We start from the raw sequence: 17065 nt of genomic DNA, 5'->3' as shown, positions 1-17065 counted from the left end.
CCCCGCAACCCAAAAACACGCCCGCCGCCGCTTGACAACCACATAGGGACACCCCCCCTGGCCCGCGCCGGGTGCCGCCGGATCCACCGCGAGTAGGTTCGGCCGCGGTCTCCCGCACCGACGACGGCGAACGTCACCGGACCACCACGTGAATCCACTGTGGACATCTCTGCTCCTCAGCGCAGCCAGTCCTCGATGTGCTCGGCGACGAACTCATCGTCGGTCAGCTCGGGGTACTCGCGGCTGACCCGGTCGATCTCGTCCGCCTGGCCTGGCGAGAGCTGTTCGGCCGGGTCGAGGCACCACCGCCCGGCGAGCAGACCCTGACGGCGCAGCACCTCATGGATACCGGGAACGCACCCGTGGAAGCCATGCGCGGCGTCGAAGATCGCCGCGTTGGCGTCGGTGAGCGCGGGCGCCAGCCCGAGTAGCGCGCGCAGCTCACCGGGATCGTGCCCGGCGGCGCGCACCCGGTCCAGCAACTCGACCGCGCGCCGGGTCCATACCGCCCACTGCCCGAGCAGCCCGCCGACGATCCGCTTGTGCACCCGCTCGCCCCGCACCCCGACGGTGAACGGGGTGAGCAGGTCGGCCAGGATGTTGTCGTCGTTTCCGGTGTAGAGCGCGATCTCGTCCCGGCGGGACGACTCGCAGACCGACCGCACGACGTCGATCGTGGCGTACCGGTCGAACGGAGCGATCTTGATGGCCGCGACACCGGGCAGCTCGGCCACCGCCCGCCAGTATCCGGCGGACAGCGGGCGGCCACCAACCGCGGGCTGCAGGTAGAAACCGATCACCGGGAGCACCTCGGCGACCGCCGCCGTGCGGTCAACCAGCTCGTCCTCCGAGTAACCGTCGAGGCCGCCGGGACCGAGCAGCACCGCGTGATAGCCGAGCTCCGCCGCCAGCTCCGCCTCGGCCACCGCCTGCGCGGTCGGCCCGCAGGCGCCGGCGACGAGCAGCACCGGCCGACCGGCCTCCGCGCGCACGACGTCGGCGGCCAGCTCCAGCACCGGCCGCAGCAGCCCCCACCGCGGGTCGCGGATCTCGAACTGCGTGGTGTGCACACCGACCGCGACCCCGCCGGCACCGGATGCCAGGTAGTAGCGTGTCAGCCCGCGCTGCCGCCGCTCGTCGAGTCGCCGCGCCTCGTCGATGGCCAGCGGGTGCGCCGGAATCACGCAGCCCTCGCGCAGCAGCGCGGCCCGCTCGACGTCCAGTTCCGCCATCGCTAGAACCTCCCGTCCCTGCGCTCGAACTTGGTCGGCTTGTCCAGCAACGTTCCGCCGGAGCGCACCCAGTCCGCGGTCCAGTCGATGAGCTGGTGCAGCCCGACGCTCGGGTAGCCGAACAACGCGTGCGCCGCGCCACCGTCTGACAGCAGCGCGGTCGGCGCCTCCTCGCCGGTCAACCGCGCGGAGACACCGAACCTGGCGGCGAACGCCTCGGCGAGCTTGCGCACCGAGACCGTCTCCGGGCCGGCGATGTTGATGCGCACCGCGGGCGTGCCCGCCAGCCGCAGCGAGCGCAGCGCGACCTCGTTGGCCCAGCCCTGCCAGACCACGTTGACATTGCCGGTGGTGAGGTCGATCTCCTCGCCGTCGCGGACCCGGCGGGCGATGTCCACCAGCACCCCGTAGCGAAGGTCGATCGCGTAGTTCAGCCGCAGCAACGCGATCGGGGTGCCGTTGGCGGACCCGAAGTGCTCCAGCACCCGCTCGCGCCCGAGGCACGACATCGCGTACTCGCCGACCGGCCCCGGCGGGGTGCGCTCGTCGGCTCCCCCCGCGGTCACCGGCGTCAGGGGGTAGACGTTGCCGGTGGAGAAGGCGGCGATCCGCGCACCGGCGTAGCGCTGCGCGATCCGGCCAGGCAGGTAGCTGTTGACCATCCAGGTGAAGGATTCGTTGCCGTGGCTGCCGAACTTCGCGCCGACCAGGTAGACCACCGCGCCCGCGTCCGGCAGTCCGGCCAGGCTGGCTTCGTCGGTGAGGTCGGCGCGCACGATCTCGACGCCATCGGCGGCCAACCGCTCGGCCAGCTCCCCCGAGCCGAACCTGGACACCGCGATCACCCGCTTGTCCAGCCCGCCGTCGACCACCGCGCGCCTGGCCAGCCGCACCAGGCTCGGGCCCATCTTGCCGCCGGCGCCGAGCACCACCAGATCACCATCCACAGTGGACAGGTCGGCGATGAGCCCAGGCGACGGCCTTGTCATCAGCTCGTCGAGTTCAGCCTCGGTCGGCACTGGCTTCCTCCTTGTCATCGGCGGGCGTGGCGAGCCCGAACAGCTGCACCGCGTTGCGCCACATCATCTGATCGAGCACCTCGGCCGGCAGTGCCGCGGCCCGTACCGCGCCAAGCGCCACCGCCGGGTCGATCAACGTGGCGTCGGTGCCGAACAGCAACTGGCGAGGGTCCACTTCGGACGCGACGGCGGCCACCCTGCCGGCCTCGAAGTGGGAGAAGCACGGTTCGAGGTACAGCCTTGGGCAGGCCGCGGCGGCCTCGATCGCGTGCCGCCAGCCCGATCCGCCCATATGCCCGGCGATCGCGCGCAGCTCCGAGATCGCCACACAGTGCGCGGCGAGGTCAAGCACCGCGGTGTCCCAGGCGTGCACCAGCACCGGCAGGCCGTGCCCGGCGGCCAGTGCGAGCGCGTCCCGCATCCGCGGTGAGGACATCGGGGTACCGGTGTAGTCGGTGTGGATCTTGACACCGACGAACCGGCCGGACGGCAGGAGCTCGGCGAGGTCGCGTTCGGCCTGCGCCAGCTCCCTGGGGTTGATCACCAGGTAGCCGAGCATCCGGTCGGTGGTGGCGAGCACCTCGGCCATCCGCCGGTTGCCGGCGGCCGGGTCGTAGATCACCGCCTCGCTGGACGACACGATCTGCAGGTCGATGCCGGCTCGGTCCATCACCGCGATGCTGGTCTCCACCCGGCCGACATCCATGGCGAAGAACCACGGGCCCCAGTGCGCGTGCACATCGACGATCACGTTCGTCCCTCCAGCAGGCGTCGCAGGTTCGCGCCGGCGACAAGGCTCCGCTGCGCGTCGTCCAATCCGGACGCCGAGAGCCGCAGTAACGGGACCGCCGGCTCGTAGAGCGGGGACCGGGTGCCCAGTAGCAACCGCTCGGCACCCACCTCGGCCGCCACCAGTTCCAGTCCGTCCGGCGAGTTGAGCAGCCTGGTCGAGGTGTGGAAGCCCGGCTCGTCCCTTGCCAGCAAGAGGAAATCACCCAGGTGGTAGAAGTGGGTGTCCAGGAAGACCACGCACGCACCGATCCCGGCGAAGGGCCGCCACATCCGCCGCACGTCCCCGCCGAGCAGCACCAGGAAGTCGTGCTCGGCGGCCAGCCTGGCGACCCGCCACAGCGCGGGGAAATCCGGCTCGATGTGCTGCTCCTCGCAGAACAACCGGATCACCCGCCGGCCGTGCTCGGCGAGCCGGTCAAGGGTTCGCTCGGCGCGCAGCCCGTCCCTTAGGTCCACAGTGGACACCGCGTGCATGCCGGGCAGCCCTAGCGCCAGCGTCTCCGCGTCACCGGCGTCGACGTCGAAGAGCGCGCCACGCAACGAGCACACCAATCCCCCGCCGATCCCGTGCTCGTCGAGCACGGCCCGCACCGAGGCCGGGTCCCCCGGCGGGCCCGGCCGGTCCGGGTACCGGCCGATCAGCACGTCCACATCGAGGACCTGCGCGGGAGGGATGCCAGGCAGGCGTCCCTCCCGCTCGGTCGTCTTCTCGCGCGTCATCCGGCGAGTTCCCCCGCCACCTGGTCGCCCAGCTCGGCGAGTGCCGGCAGCCGGAGCCCGCGAGCCTGCGCCGCGTAGGCGCGCGCGAGCGCGCCGGCCGCCTGCGGCCGTCCCGCGCGCTGCTGGGCCCAGGCCTGCTCGGCCACGGCGACCAAGCCCTGGCGCCCGGAGTCGCGGGCCTCCAGCACCAGGCGCGCCGGCCCGTACACCCCCTGCACGGCGGCGAACGCCTGGTCCGCGCGGTCGACGAGGTAGTGCTCGATATCGGGCAGGATCGCCGGGGTGTTGGCCGCCAACTGCCAGCCGTCACGGCTTTCGAAACCGGGATTGGTCACGGTGAACCCGATGGCCTCGATGTCGTCGACGCGCGCATCGACCCAGAAGTTCGTGACGGCCTTGCGCTCCAGCAGCCGGAAGGTCAGCGTGGCGCTGGTCTTTCCGCGCAGCTGAGCGGAAAGGTCGACCTGGACATCGGTGTACCCGAGATCGTCGGTGGCCACATCGGCCTCCCACACCGGCTGGCCGTCCACCAGCAGCTGCTTGAACTGGTAGCCCGTCGCCGCGCCGCCGTTGTAGTACGTGTCGTCCTGCCGGAAGGTGATCCGGTAGTCGGGGGCGTTCGGGTCCACCTGCACGACCTGGCTCGCGCTCGCCTCGTCACCCGGCCTGGTGGGGGTGGCCATCGGCACGAAGAGGCTGAGCCTGCCCACCCCGCCGTGCGCATGGTTGTCGTTGCGCCAGTCGTCCGCCGGGTTCAGCGGCAGGATGTAGGTGACGGTGCCACCCAGCTTTCCGGCGGCCACGTACTCGGCGCCGATCTCGGTGGTGGTGCGCACGTAGTCGGGGTTCGGCGGGAACGGCGTGCCGGAGAGGTTGCTGGTGTAGTTCATCAGCACCAGCGGTTTGCCGTAGCGGGCGAGGTTCGCCGACGCCGCGTCGAGCTGGCCGCGCAACGTGTCGGTCCGCTGGGTGTTGCGGTACGGGTCGTCCCGGTAGGCCAGGATCAGCCCGTCGATGATCGGCCCGTAAGAGTCGACGAACGCGGTGGTGACGGTCTGGTTGTAGACCTGCGGCAGGAACACCAGGTCCGGGTTGATCGACTTCGCGGTGTCCTGCATCTGCCGCACGTAGTCCGGGGTGAACAGGTCGAGGTTGTGGTTGAAGTCGTCGATCGCGTAGCCCTTGAGCGCCGGATACTGCTTCGACAGCGTCGCGATCTCCTGCGCCCACCGCAGGTAGTCGGTCTTGAACGGGTAGGAGCACCGCTCGGCGCTGCACTCGGTCGGCGGCACCAGGTAGACCCACGCGTCGAGGCCACGCTGCTGTGCGGCCGGGAGCAGCTCGGTGCGGAAGTCGTCCCAGTCGCTTGGGGCGTCCCAGATCAGGTTGACGAACGTGGTGTTGTGCAGCTCGGCCAGCTTGTCCAGGGTCGCATCGGTGTCCACGTGGCGGTACCCGTCCGCGCGGGGCTGTGCCTCACGGATCTCACCACCGTAGGCGGCAAGGATGTTCGCCACCTTCGCCTGCGCGCCTGCCGCGCGTGCGGCCACCGCGGTGCCCGGCAGCACCGAGACGAGCACGGTGACCGCCGCGGCCACCGCTGCGAGGATCAGACGTCTTTGTCTGCGCACGATGTTCTCCTTCTCCTGTTGTCCCGATTCCCGCTCCCGTCGCGCACCGACGACCGCAACGCGAGTTGCGCGGCGCCGACGGCGTTGGCCCACTGGCCGAGGCCGGCGGGAAGTACCTGTGGCGCGCCGAGGCCGGCCAGCCTCGGCGCGAGCGCGGCACGCAAGGGGTCGAACAGCATGTGGCCGGCCGCGGCCAGTCCGCCACCGACCACGACCACGTCCGGGTCGAGCACCGCGATCGCGGCGGTGACGCCGTGGGCGAGCGCGTCGACGGCGCGCCGCCAGACCTCTCCGGCGACCGGATCACCCCGCTCCAGCCGTGCGGCGACCTCCCGCGCGTCCACCCGCTCGCCGGTACGCTTCGTGTACTGGCCGGCGATCGCCGCCGCCGAGCCGATCGCCTCGACGCAGCCGGACTTCCCGCAGGCGCACGGCGGGCCGTCCCGCTCGGCGACGAGATGGCCGATCTCGCCGGAGAAGCGGGTGGCGCGCACCCGGCCGTCGAGCACCGCCGCCGCGCCAACCCCGGTCCCGACGGCGACGAACACGAGGTCGCCAGGGTGCCGTGCCGATTCGGCGGCAGCGCCGAGCCGGACGTCGTGCCCGATCGCGGTCGGCAGGCCGGTGCGCTCGGCGATCCCGCTGCGCACCGGCCAGTCGCGCCAGCCAAGGTTCTCCGAGAACACCGCGACCCCGGCGTTCTCGTCGACCACGCCCGGCACGGCGACGCCGATGGCCGTCGCCCCGGAACGGGCGACCGATGTGTCCACTATGGATAGGATCTGGCCGATGACCGCGGCCGCGCCGGCCTCGCGGGAGATCGGCTCCCGCCAGCGCTGCCCGACACCGCCGGCGGGCGACCAGGTCAGCGCCTTCACCGAGCTGCCACCGATATCGACGCCGAGTAGGGTCGGGTTCACCCGCGGCCTCCGGCATCCAGGTCCTCGGCCAGCCGCCGCAGCCGGTGCACCGCTTCGGCGGACTTGATCTCGGCGAGCTGTTTGGCGCCCGCACCGGCGTAGTCGTCGCGCAGCTCGGCGGCGAACCTGGTGCGCCAGTCGGCCCAGGCGACCAGCGTGCGCCCCACCCCGGAGCGCGTCTCGTCCCGCGCCCACTCCCCCGCCGGTCCCTGCCGGCCGGCACACAGGTGGAAGGCGGCCGCCTTCGCCCATCGTTCGGTGTCCGTAGACAGCCTGGCGTGCTCGGCGAGCAGTACGGGCAACCGGCCGTCCGGCCGCCGCCCGAGCAGGGCCTGCGCGGCCGTCAAGTAGTGCGGTTCACCACGCTCGATCCAGCGCAGCGCCAGCCACACCGGGCCGAGCGCCCGCTCCAGCCGTTCCTTGCTGGTCGCGGTGTTCCAGTACAGGTGGCCGGAGGCGGCGAGCAGCGATTCCACGCAGGCCATCGGTTCGGTCGGTGGGCTGACCGTGCTGTAGGCAGACCACGCGGTGCTGACCACGCCGAGTGCGCCGGCCGCCCGCGCATGCCGTGCCCACAACGCGATGTTGCGCAGCCGCCTGCCCCAGCGCGGCGCGCAGACGTCCTCGCCGTCCGCCCCGCGCGCCGCCGAGGCCCCGATCACCGTGCGGCCGCGGGCGGTCAGCCCGCGCAGCCACGGGAACGGGTGACCGCCGCGGTCGTCGAGGTCGTATTTGACCGCTCGCAGCAGCCGTTGCTCGTGTTCCGGCAGCGACTCCAGGTCGGCGAGCACGCCGTCCTCCGGAAACTCGGGGAGCGCGTCCGGGGCGGCACGCAGCCCGGCCGCCGCCACCAGCTGCGGCGGGTTGCCCCAGCGGACGTGCCCGGTGCTTTCCCGGTATGCCGCGTACTCCCAGGCCATCACCACCGTCTCCGGCGGCAGTTCGTCCACACAGGACGGATCGCGTTCGGAGTACAGCACGTCGTCCCAGACCACCGGCCGGCGCCCGGTGGCCACCACGAGTTCGGCGACCCGGCGCACGTACCGCGTCCACAATCGGGCGCGCCCGTGTTCGGCCGCGAACGCCCGGCAGTCCGCGCAGCGCCCGAGCGACCACGGTTCGTCGCCGCCGATGTGCACCAGCCGCGCGGTCGGGTGGGCCGCGAGCACCTCCGCCAGCTGCGCTTCGACCAGCTTCAGCGAACCGGGACGCGACGGGCAGAGCTGCTGGTGTCGCTCGTCCTCGGCGAGATCCCAGTAGCGCGGCCGTTGCAGGGCGTACTCTTTGTGGCCAAGGCACTGCACCAGCGGGATCACCTCGATGCCGTTACGCTGCGCTGCCGCCAGCAGGTCCCGCAGCTGGTCGGGATCCAGCGCGTCCTTGCCAGCCAGGTCGAGCCGTTCGGAGTAGGGGAACTTGTCCTCGTACTCGACCAGCACGGTGTTCAGCCGCCACCGGCCGAGCCGGTCCATCAGGCCGGCCAGGTAGCCGGGCGCCGGCATCGGCCCCTTCAGATCCAGGTGCGCCCCGCGCAGCTCAAGGTCGGCGAAATCCACCACGCGACCGCAGTCCAGCCCACGGTCGGCCAGGGTGGCCGCCGCATACCCCAGCGCGCGGTCCCCGTTCGCGGCCAGCTCGATGCGGTCGGCCGTGACCGCGATCGCATGCCCCTCCGGCCGGTCGGGCACGACCAGCCCGCCCGGTCCCGGATCGGCGCCGACGACGATCCGGCCAGGAGAAGCCGTCGTTCTCAACGGAAGTCCGGTGAGCTCGGCGATCCGCCGACCGGCCGGCAGCGCCGTGGCCGCGCAGTACACCGCCGAGCCAGGTGGCGCATGGAACCGGCCGGGCTCCGGGAAGACCGCGCGAGGCGGCGGGGCGGGAAAATCGCCTCTGGTCAACGGATTCCCTCTCTTGACAACGCGGCCAGGTCCAACTCCCCGTGCCGTACCACCAGCTCACCGGCCGCGCCGGTGTTCCCGGCTGGTGCATACTGCCGGCTGTTGCACTCGAAAGCCGTTGTGTCGCAACGTAACCAGGACGCCATCGCGGCGGAGTGCGTCAGCGCGTCACCGACGTTGGTGAGATCGGCGACCGCAACGAACCGGCCGTGGTGGCGAGCCCAGCAGTACCCCAGCAACGACTGGGTGTGCCCGCGCCCGGTCTTCACCGTCACCCCGGACCACCCGGCGGCGGCCAGCCGGTCGAGCGCCGCCACGTCGATGAAGGCCTCGTCGAGCAGGACCGGCAGCTGCGCGGTCAGCTCCGCCATGGCGGCCGGGTCCTGCGCGCCGTCGCGGGGAAAGGGTTGTTCCGCGTACCGCACCGCGTCGCGGGCCGCCGGGGCCAGTCGCCCGAGCGCCCGCAGCACCGCGGCCAGCTGCCCTGGTTCGCGGTAGGCCTCGTTCGGGTCGAGCGAGATCCGCACCGGTGCCGGTGCGACGGCACTGGTGGCCAGGTACACGTCGCTGATCCGCGCGGCATCGGCGGCGGGGTCACGCCCGGCCAGCTTGACCTTGAAGCAATGCACGCCGTCACCGGCCACCCACTCGGTCAGCGGCACGGTGGTGCCGTCGGCCTCGTCCCGGCTCAGCGGGTCGGCCACCCCCACCACGTGCTGCACCGGCAGGCGCTCCAGTGGCGTGGCACGCAGGTAGTCCCCGGGGAAGCGAGTGCGGAAACCCGGGCCGAGGTAGTCGGCGAGGTCCGCGCCGAGGTGCTCCCCGGTGTAGCACCGATACGCCGGCGCGCCAAGGGCTTTCGCCCACCCGTCGTGCAATGCCGCGTCAACCGGAGCGGCGCAGACGAGCCCGGCGAGTTCCGGAATTCCTTGCCGCACAACAATTTCCCGGGACGCTGCGGCCAGAAGAGAGCCCAGCCGCAGTGGATCCGCTTGGTCACCGAGGCCGGGCAGCCCGGCGGTGAGCTGCTCCACCACCCCGCGGAGCACGACGTCGCGGTCCTCACCCCGGGGCGGCTGCCCGCCGTAGGCCCACGGGTGGGACAGCAGCACGGAGCCCCTGCCGCGCGCGGTGCGCCCGGCGCGGTTGCGCACCACGACCTCGACCACCGCCTCGGTGAGCCCGGTGATCGGCCCGGAGCTGAGTACCAGCGGCGACGCGAAGGGCACTTCGCGGAAGGAGACTTTCGCGCCGAGCACCCGGATATCGGCGGTCCTCTCGCGCACGGTCACCCGCCTCGTTTCGCGGCCCGGTAGCGGGCACCGAACGCGGCCCCGTCGAAGGACACGGCGTCGAGCGCGGGATCGCGCAGCTCCACCCACCGCCCGCCGTCGCGTCGCGACACCAGCCCGGCCAACGCGGCCAGCTCCGGCTCGACCAGCTGCCGCAGCGGCAGCGGCGCCGGCGCCTCGCCGGCAAGATAGGGCAGGGTGGCGTTCAGGAACTCCTCGTAGAGCCCGTCCGGGTCGGCGATGAGGTGCCGCACCGACCGTCCGGAAAGGACGGTCGCGTGGAACGGGTGCCGTTCCTGGGTGGGGCCGACACTCACCATCGCGGTGCGGCCGTCCTCCCATCGCAGCTCTACTCGCTGCTGACCGTGCCCACCGAGATGCCTTGCCTCGACCACACCGGGACCGAACAGCCCGTGCAGCATCGAGTAGGCGTGGATCCCGTAGTCGAACTCCTCACCCGAGCAGCCGACCAGGGCGAACTCGGCCGGATCGCCGGCATGCTCCGCCCGCCACCGGCGCACCTCGGTGCACCAGCGCAGGGCCGAGCCGCCGGTGATCCGCAGCCCGGTCTCGGCGTAGGAGACCAGCGAGTGGATCGCGGAACCGGTGCCGCCGAAGGGTTTGTCCACCAGCAGGCCGACACCGGCTTCGGCGAACGGACGGGCCCGCTCGATCCGCAGGTCCCAGTCGCAGCCGTGCAGGAACGCCACGTCGACCCGCGCGGCCATCTCGTCGAGCGACCGGCACACCGTGGCGATGCCGTGCTGCGCGGCGAAGCGCTCGGCATAACCGGGGTCCCACACCGTGCCACCGTCGTACACGGCGACGACCTCGTGGCCGTGCGCGCGCACGAACGGCAGGAAGCACTCGGGGTGCGAGGTGTCCAGATCGACCAAACCGATGCGGAGGGCGGTCACTAGCCCTTCACCGATCCTTTCATTCCTTCGATGAAGTGGCGCTGCATCGCGATGAAGAACACGAGCACCGGGGCAAGCGCCATGACGGTGCCGGCCGCCAGGCTCCGCTGATCGTCACCGAAGATGCCGGCCAGGTAGGCGAGGCCGAGCGCCAGCGGGTAGTTGGAGTCGGTTTTGAGCACCACGAGCGGCCAGATGAAGTTGTTCCACACGTTGATGAACGCGAAGATCGCCAGGGTGGCCATGGTCGGCGCGACCTGGGGAAGCGCCACCCGCCAGAACGTCTGCCACTGGTTGCATCCGTCCACCCTGGCCGCTTCGAACAGCTCACGGGGAAGCTGCTCGAACGCTTGGCGCAGCAGGAAGACACCGAACGCGGACATCAGTCCGGGCAGCACCACCCCGGCGAAGGTGTCCACCATGCCGAGCTGCGAGACGATCAGGAACCGCGGCACGAGCATGACCTCGCCGGGCAGGAACATGGTGGACACGATCAGCCCGAACACCACCTGCCGGCCCCGGAAACGCATGCGCGCCAGCGGGTAGGCGGCCAGCGCGGAGATCACCAGGTAGGCCGGCACGGTGAGCAGCTCCAGCAGCACCGAGTTCCACAGGTAGCGGGGAAAGGAGATCTGGGTCCACGCCTCGATGAACCAGTCGAGCACCGGTGGCAGTGGGACCAGTTGCGGCGGGAACGAGAAGATCGGCTGACTGATCGGCTTGACCGCGGTGGAGAGCAGGATCAGGAAGGGACCGACGAACACCACCGAGATCGCCGACATCAGCAGGTAGAACAGGATCTTCGTGTTGCGGCTCATGGCACCGTCACCTTGCCCCGGGTGATCCGGTAGCTGACCAGCGAGAAGACGATCAGGATGGCCCACAGCACCAGGCCGATGGCGTTGGCGTAGCCGACGTCGAACTCGCGGAACGCCTTGTCGTAGATGTAGTAGCCCAGCGTCATGGTGTGGTCCTGCGGCCCGCCCTGGGTCATCACGAACACCGAGGTGAACACCTGGACCGAATCCATGGTGGCGAGCACCACCACCACGGCGAGGTAGGGCCGCAGCAGCGGGATGGTGATGTGGGACAGCCGCTGCCATGAGCTGGCGCCGTCGACCCTGGCGGCCTCGTACAACGAGGTCGGAATGGACTGCAGCCCCGCCAGGTAGATCATCATGTAGTAGCCGGCGGATTTCCAGACCTCGACCAGAACCAGGGCTGGCAGGGCCCACCCGGTGTCCAGCAGGAACTGCACCGGCTTGTCGAACAGCCCCACCGAGGTGAGCGCCCAGTTCAGCACCCCGCGCTGGTGGAACACGTAGTTCCAGGCGATGGCGACCACCACCATCGAGGTGACCACCGGCAGGTAGTACAGCAGCCGGAACACCTTGATCGCCCGCAGCGGCAGGTTCACCAGCAGCGCGAGCAACAGCGGCAGCCCCACCAGCAGCGGCACCATGCCGACCATGAACAGCCCGGAGTTCTTCAGCGCGGTGAAGAACCTCGGATCGCCGAGCAGCCGCTTGAAGTTGTCGAGGCCGACCCAGGTCGGCGGGCTGACCACGTGGTAGTCGAAGAACGCCAGCTGTACCGCGGTGACCGCCGGCCAGATGAAGAACACCGCCAGCAGCACCAGCGCGGGCAGGAGGAAGACGTACGGCGTATGCCACCGCCCATGCAGGCGTGCCTTGCGGCGGGGGCCGGCGGTCTGGATCCGGCCGGCGGTGGCGTGGTTCGTGGTCGTGGCACTTGTGGCCATGCACCACTTCCCTTCGTCAGGCGGGCGGCACCCGGTCGACTCGGGGGCCTGCTCGCTGGGGTTTGCCCCTTGACAGCGGAGCGCCAAGCAATAGATTGTGTCCGGAACATCAATTACGGTCCGCCGAAAAGTGATACCGGGAAACTAGCCCCAGCTCCACGGGGTGTCAAGAAAACGGCCACTCCCTCGATCCCCTACCCCGTCAAGCCGACAGGAGGTTCGTTGTGAAACTCCGCTTTCCCCTGTCCCACACCAAGGTTGCCGCCCGCGCGGTCGCCGTCGCCGCCGTTCTCGGCCTGGCAAGCGCCTGCGTCGCCGGCACCGCCGGCCCGACGCAGACCGCCGAAGACGACAGCGGTCCGGTCAAGCTCGAATTCTGGACAATCAACCTGAAAAAGGGCTACAACGACTACATCCAGAGCCTGATCGACGCGTACCAGAAGAGCCACTCCAATGTGACGGTGACCTGGGTCGACGTCCCCGGCAACGACGTTGGCACCAAGTTGCTGTCCGCGGTGGCCAGCCAGAACACCCCGGACGTGGTCAACCTGGCCAGCACCGACCTCGATCAGTTCGTCCCGTCGCTGACCGACCTCGGCCAGTACGTCCCCGCCGACGTCCAGCAGAAGTACCTGCCGAGCCTGCTCGAACCGCTCCGGCGGGACGGCAAGCTCATCGCGATCCCCTGGTACAACAGCGGGGCACCGATCTCCCTGATCAACACCGACCTGGTGCGCCAGGCCGGCCTCGACCCGGCCAACCCGCCGAAGACCTTCGACGCGGCGCTCGATTGGGGTGCCAGGCTCCACGCCGCGGTGCCGAGCACCTACGGGATGAACGGCATTCCCGACGAGAATCTGGTCCGGCTGGAAGGCATCCAGATCCTCACCCCCGACCGCAAGCACGCCGCGTTCAACACCCCGGAAGCGGTGGCGCTGCTCGAACGGTGGCGGCACGGGGTGGAGACCGGGGCAATCTCGCCGGGCTCCACGGTCAAGGACGACCGGCAGTACCCGCAGACGCTGGCCAACCAGCAGGTGGCCTTCGGCGTCAACAGCATCCCCGGCAGCCTGACCAGCCTGCAGAAGAACGCACCGGACGTGTACGCGAAGATCGACGTCGCACAGGGCGCCACCGGAAAGACCGGCAAGTACCTGCTGCCGGACCAGCAGACCTTCGTGACCCCGAAGGCGTCCAAGCATCCCAAGGCCGCGGCGGACTTCATCGCGTTCGTCACCGACGCGGCGAACCAGACGGCGTTCTGCAAGCTCACCCCGATCTACCCGTCCAACGCCGACTCGCTGAAGGACCCCTTCTTCACCCAGCCCGGTGCCGGCACGCCGATCGAGAAGGCGCGCTCCGCGATCGCCGCGGAACTGCCCAAGCTGGAGCTGGGCACCATGGGCACCGGGAAGGACCGGCAGCTCTCCGACCGGTTCCGTGAACACATCCGCGCCTTCATGACCGGCGACAAGAGCGCGAAGCAGGCGCTGGCCGACGCCGAGAAGGAATGGAACGAACTGCTCGCCCAGAAGTAACCGAAGCGGTACCCAACCCGCCATCCGGCCGGGGGACCCCGCACGGTCCCCCGGCCTCCCCACCGCCATCGACCGCGGGAGCACTCACCTCATGCACGAAGTCCGGGTAGGCATCGTCGGCGCCGGCATCATGGGCCGCGCTCATGCGGCCGCGCTCAGCGACCACCCCGCCGCCGTTGTCACCGCGATATCCAGCCGTACCAAGGAAAGCGCGCAGGCGCTTGCCAAGACCTACCACGCGCGGTCGCACCCCGACCACGAATCACTCGTCGCCGACCCCGAGGTGGACCTCGTCGTCGTGGCCACTCCGGACCACCTGCACGCCGACGTCGTGGTCGCCGCGGCCGAAGCCGGGAAGCACGTGCTCGTGGAGAAGCCGTTCACCACGTCCACTGTGGACGCCGACAGGGCACTGGCCGCGGTGCGCCGCGCCGGGGTGCTCGGCATGACCCTGTTCAACCACCGGTGGGTGCCGGCCTACGCGCAGGCACAGCAACGGATCGCGGCCGGCGACCTCGGGAAGCCGGTACTGGCCTACGCCCGCAAGAACGACACGATCCACGTGCCGACCAAGATGATCCCGTGGGCCGCGGAAACCACTCCGGCGTGGTTCCTGTCCAGCCATGACATCGACCTGGTGAGCTGGCTCTTCGACGACGTCGCGGTGGAGGTCTACGCCAACGCGGTGCACGGCAAGCTGCGCGAACTCGGCGTGGACACCCCCGACGCCGTGCAGGCACAGGTCCGCTACCGCGGCGGCGCGGTGGCCACCTTCGAGGCGTGCTGGATCTACCCGGACACCTTCCCCACCATGACGGACTCCTTCGTGGAGGTCATCGGCGAGCAGGCGGTGGTGCACCTCGACCGCAAGTGCGAGCAGATCGAGATCGCCACCGAGCGCGCATTCGAGTACCCGCGCAACCTGTTGCTGCGTACCGTGCACGGCCGCCCGGCCGGCGCCGTGCGCGATGCGTTGTGGCACATGGTCGACTGCGTCCGCGCCGGCACCGCGCCGCTGGTCACCATGGAGAGCTCGCGGCACGTCAGCGCGGTGCTGGAAGCGGCGCACGCCTCGATCGCCTCCGGGCAGCCGGAACGCGTGCCGGCCCCGGTGGAGGCGAGCTGAATGACCGCGGTCGAGAAGCCACCGCATGTCGACCCGGTGCGGATGCTGCACATCCCCGATGCCGACCTGCTGGCAGAGTTCGACGCGCCGGACCTGCGCACACTGCGGGCCCGCCTGGCCGCCAGGAACGTCTCGCCGGCGGCGGACACGCTGCGCTGGGCGGGCTGGGCCGCCGGCCGCCCCGCCGGGGACAAGGTGATCGCCGAGGCGCGGCGGTTGCTGAACGCCCCGGTGGACTTCCTCGACCCGGCGCACGGCCGCTCCGGGCTGTACGGCTTCCACTACCTGCACTGGGCCCAACCGCTGACCAGGGCCGCCGCGCTGACCGGGGACGACCGGTACCCGGTCAGGTTCGCCGAAATCACGCTGGACTGGTACGCCAGCCGGGAGAAGGTGCGCGGTGAGTGGCCTGGCCTGGACGTGGTCTGGTACACCCTCGGCGTCGCCGGCCGCTGCCAGGTCTTCATCGAGGCGCTGCACGTGCTCGGCGGGAACCCGGCGCTGCCGGACGAGGCGGTGGCGGCCATGGCGCGCACGCTGCTCGGTGGCGCGCGCTGGCTGGCCGAGGAACACGACGCCTTCCGCCACGGCAACTGGCAGCTCGCCGGCTGCTCGGTGCTCGCCCAGATCGCCGCGTTCCTGCCGGAGCTGCCGGAAAGTCCGCTGTGGAGCGAGATCGCCATCGCCCGGCTACGTGAGCACCTGGAGCTGGACGTGTACGCCGACGGCGGGCACTACGAGCGGGCTCCCTCCTACCACACGATGTGCCTCGGCGCGCTGCAGCTGGCCGCGGTGGCCGGCGAGTGCGCGCTGGGCTGGGACCTCGCCGACCATCCCCGCCTGGCGGCCATGCACGACTGGCTGCTGGCGATGACCGCACCACCCGGCTGGGTGCCGCCGTTCAATGACTCGCACCTGGTCGCCAGCGGGGAACACCTGCTGCGCGGGCACCATCTGCTCGGCCGGCCGGAGTACAAGGCGGCGGCGCTGCGCTGGGTGGCCCCGGAGCGGATCGCCGAGGTGCTGTCCTGGCTACCGCCGCGGCCCGGCCGCGGCGACCCGCTCGCCGAGTTCGAAGCCGCGCCAAGCATGCCGCCGAACGCCGAACCGGCGGCGCACCGCGGGCTGCTGCCGCACAGCAAGTTCGTGGTGCAGCGCAGCGGTTCCAGCGAGGACGCGGCCTACGCGGCGGTCAACTGCGGGCCGCTGATCGAGCACGAGCTGGAGAGCCACAGTCACCGCACGGTGCTGGACCTGGTGCTCGCCGCGAACGGCGAACCGCTGCTGTGGGAGGCGGGCGGCCCGGACAGCTACGACGACCCCGGCTACTACGACTGGTATCGCGCCCCGCTGGCACACAGCGGGGTACTGCTGCCCGGCCACGAACTTGCCGACGAGCACGACGCGGACGTGCTGGTGGCCGCCGCCTTGCCCACCGCCGACATCCTGGTTGCCGAGCACCACGGCTACCCGGCCCGGCACCGGCGCACCCTGGTGCTCGTTCGTGGCGAGCGGCCGTACTGGGTGCTCACCGATGCGGTCACCGAGCCGTTCCGGGTGCTGCTACACGGAATCCGCCCGTGGGTCCCGGTCCCCGGCGGGCACCGCAGCGACGGCGGGCCCGGCCTGCTCGTGCTGCCCGGTCAGCCGGAACGAGCCCGCGCGGTCGACCTCGGCACCGGCCGGACCACCACGCCGGGACCGGGCGGGGCACGCACCGGCCAGCTGTACGGGCTCGGACTCGACTGCCCGGCCGGGGCGGCCAGCACGGTGCTGGTGCCGTTGCGGACGCCGACCGAGCCACTGCCCGACGTGTCCGAAGTGGACGGACCGGGCGGGGCGGTGCTGGTGCGCCGTGGACGCTTCGCCGACCTGGTCGGTCCCAACCATCTCGTCCGCACCACCGGCGGCAACCCGGTGGCCGCGGTGTCCTGGGGAGCCCGCGACATCCAGCACGCCGGGCGTGCGCTGCTCGGCGCGGGCCGGGGGCTGCGGACCGCCGACATCCGCTGGAGCGCGGACGGCGCGGACGCGGAAGTGGAGTGCACCGCGCGCACCGCGCTGCGGCTGGCGGTCGCGCCGCAGGGAAACCGGCGGGCCGCCGCCGTGCTGGTCAACGACGTCCGGCTGGAGCCTCGGTGCGCCGACGGCGTGGTCAGCCTGGTGCTGCCGGCGGCCGGCCGGTGGCGAGTTCGGATCGAAAGGAGCGTCTGAC

At 71.1% G+C, this 17065-nt stretch carries 14 protein-coding genes; 3 read left to right on the top strand and 11 right to left on the bottom strand.

Annotation, left to right across the window (positions count from 1 at the left end; all coding sequences use genetic code 11):
• Positions 1–176: 176 nt before the first annotated feature.
• The 11 genes from ABFX51_RS01790 to ABFX51_RS01740 all read right to left on the bottom strand — a co-directional run bounded on the left by ABFX51_RS01790 (position 177) and on the right by ABFX51_RS01740 (position 12186).
• A complete protein-coding gene (locus ABFX51_RS01790; RefSeq protein WP_346051631.1) occupies positions 177–1232 on the bottom strand; it encodes a dihydrodipicolinate synthase family protein in 1056 nt (351 codons plus the stop codon).
• Between the two features lie 2 nt (positions 1233–1234).
• Entirely contained in the window at positions 1235–2251 is a 1017-nt protein-coding gene (locus tag ABFX51_RS01785) for an NAD-dependent epimerase/dehydratase family protein (RefSeq protein WP_346051629.1), read from the bottom strand.
• Entirely contained in the window at positions 2235–3002 is a 768-nt protein-coding gene (locus ABFX51_RS01780; RefSeq protein ID WP_017985052.1) for an amidohydrolase family protein, read from the bottom strand. Before ABFX51_RS01780 ends, ABFX51_RS01785 begins: the two co-directional genes overlap by 17 nt.
• On the bottom strand, positions 2999–3763 hold the full coding sequence (locus ABFX51_RS01775) for an amidohydrolase family protein (RefSeq protein ID WP_346051627.1): 765 nt from the start codon (positions 3761–3763) through the stop codon (positions 2999–3001). The genes ABFX51_RS01780 and ABFX51_RS01775 overlap by 4 nt, the downstream gene beginning before the upstream one ends.
• A complete protein-coding gene (locus ABFX51_RS01770) occupies positions 3760–5394 on the bottom strand; it encodes a hypothetical protein (protein ID WP_346051625.1) in 1635 nt (544 codons plus the stop codon). Before ABFX51_RS01770 ends, ABFX51_RS01775 begins: the two co-directional genes overlap by 4 nt.
• On the bottom strand, positions 5373–6314 hold the full coding sequence (locus ABFX51_RS01765) for an ROK family protein (RefSeq protein ID WP_346051623.1): 942 nt from the start codon (positions 6312–6314) through the stop codon (positions 5373–5375). The genes ABFX51_RS01770 and ABFX51_RS01765 overlap by 22 nt, the downstream gene beginning before the upstream one ends.
• Positions 6311–8068 (bottom strand): family 20 glycosylhydrolase, encoded by a 1758-nt coding sequence (locus tag ABFX51_RS01760; protein WP_346051621.1) that lies wholly within the window; start codon positions 8066–8068, stop codon positions 6311–6313. The genes ABFX51_RS01765 and ABFX51_RS01760 overlap by 4 nt, the downstream gene beginning before the upstream one ends.
• A 143-nt stretch (positions 8069–8211) precedes the next feature.
• Positions 8212–9501 (bottom strand): enolase C-terminal domain-like protein, encoded by a 1290-nt coding sequence (locus ABFX51_RS01755; protein WP_346051620.1) that lies wholly within the window; start codon positions 9499–9501, stop codon positions 8212–8214.
• A 2-nt stretch (positions 9502–9503) separates the two neighbouring features.
• Complete coding sequence (locus tag ABFX51_RS01750; protein WP_346051618.1) at positions 9504–10424, bottom strand: Gfo/Idh/MocA family oxidoreductase; 921 nt, start codon at positions 10422–10424, stop codon at positions 9504–9506.
• The gene (locus ABFX51_RS01745; RefSeq protein WP_017985059.1) at positions 10424–11242 is read right to left on the bottom strand and encodes a carbohydrate ABC transporter permease; all 819 of its coding nucleotides are present in this window, start codon (positions 11240–11242) and stop codon (positions 10424–10426) included. Before ABFX51_RS01745 ends, ABFX51_RS01750 begins: the two co-directional genes overlap by 1 nt.
• Complete coding sequence (locus tag ABFX51_RS01740) at positions 11239–12186, bottom strand: carbohydrate ABC transporter permease (protein ID WP_017985060.1); 948 nt, start codon at positions 12184–12186, stop codon at positions 11239–11241. Before ABFX51_RS01740 ends, ABFX51_RS01745 begins: the two co-directional genes overlap by 4 nt.
• A gap of 224 nt (positions 12187–12410) precedes the next feature.
• Here ABFX51_RS01740 and ABFX51_RS01735 point away from each other — a divergent pair, with 224 nt between their 5' ends.
• From ABFX51_RS01735 to ABFX51_RS01725, 3 genes are all read left to right on the top strand, one after another.
• A complete protein-coding gene (locus tag ABFX51_RS01735; RefSeq protein ID WP_346051616.1) occupies positions 12411–13724 on the top strand; it encodes an ABC transporter substrate-binding protein in 1314 nt (437 codons plus the stop codon).
• A 91-nt stretch (positions 13725–13815) separates the two neighbouring features.
• Positions 13816–14850, top strand: a complete 1035-nt coding sequence (locus ABFX51_RS01730) for a Gfo/Idh/MocA family protein (RefSeq protein ID WP_017985062.1) — start codon at positions 13816–13818, stop codon at positions 14848–14850.
• Positions 14851–17064: a heparinase II/III family protein gene (locus ABFX51_RS01725; protein ID WP_346051614.1), complete on the top strand. Its 2214-nt coding sequence runs from the start codon at positions 14851–14853 to the stop codon at positions 17062–17064.
• Position 17065 lies beyond the last annotated feature (1 nt).

The sequence above is a fragment of the Amycolatopsis dongchuanensis genome, assembly GCF_039542405.1.
Taxonomy (GTDB): Bacteria; Actinomycetota; Actinomycetes; order Mycobacteriales; family Pseudonocardiaceae; genus Amycolatopsis_E; species Amycolatopsis_E sacchari.
The sequence above is the reverse complement of the archived record's forward strand: the minus strand, read 5'-3'. Positions and strand labels throughout refer to the sequence as shown.

Bases quoted from the DNA above. Each gene is read 5' to 3' on its own strand.
- ABFX51_RS01745 (WP_017985059.1), bottom strand. From the start codon at position 11,242: ATGAGCCGCAACACGAAGATCCTGTTCTACCTGCTGATGTCGGCGATC.
- ABFX51_RS01725 (WP_346051614.1), top strand. From the start codon at position 14,851: ATGACCGCGGTCGAGAAGCCACCGCATGTCGACCCGGTGCGGATGCTG.
- ABFX51_RS01730 (WP_017985062.1), top strand. From the start codon at position 13,816: ATGCACGAAGTCCGGGTAGGCATCGTCGGCGCCGGCATCATGGGCCGC.
- ABFX51_RS01740 (WP_017985060.1), bottom strand. From the start codon at position 12,186: ATGGCCACAAGTGCCACGACCACGAACCACGCCACCGCCGGCCGGATC.
- ABFX51_RS01790 (WP_346051631.1), bottom strand. From the start codon at position 1,232: ATGGCGGAACTGGACGTCGAGCGGGCCGCGCTGCTGCGCGAGGGCTGC.
- ABFX51_RS01775 (WP_346051627.1), bottom strand. From the start codon at position 3,763: ATGACGCGCGAGAAGACGACCGAGCGGGAGGGACGCCTGCCTGGCATC.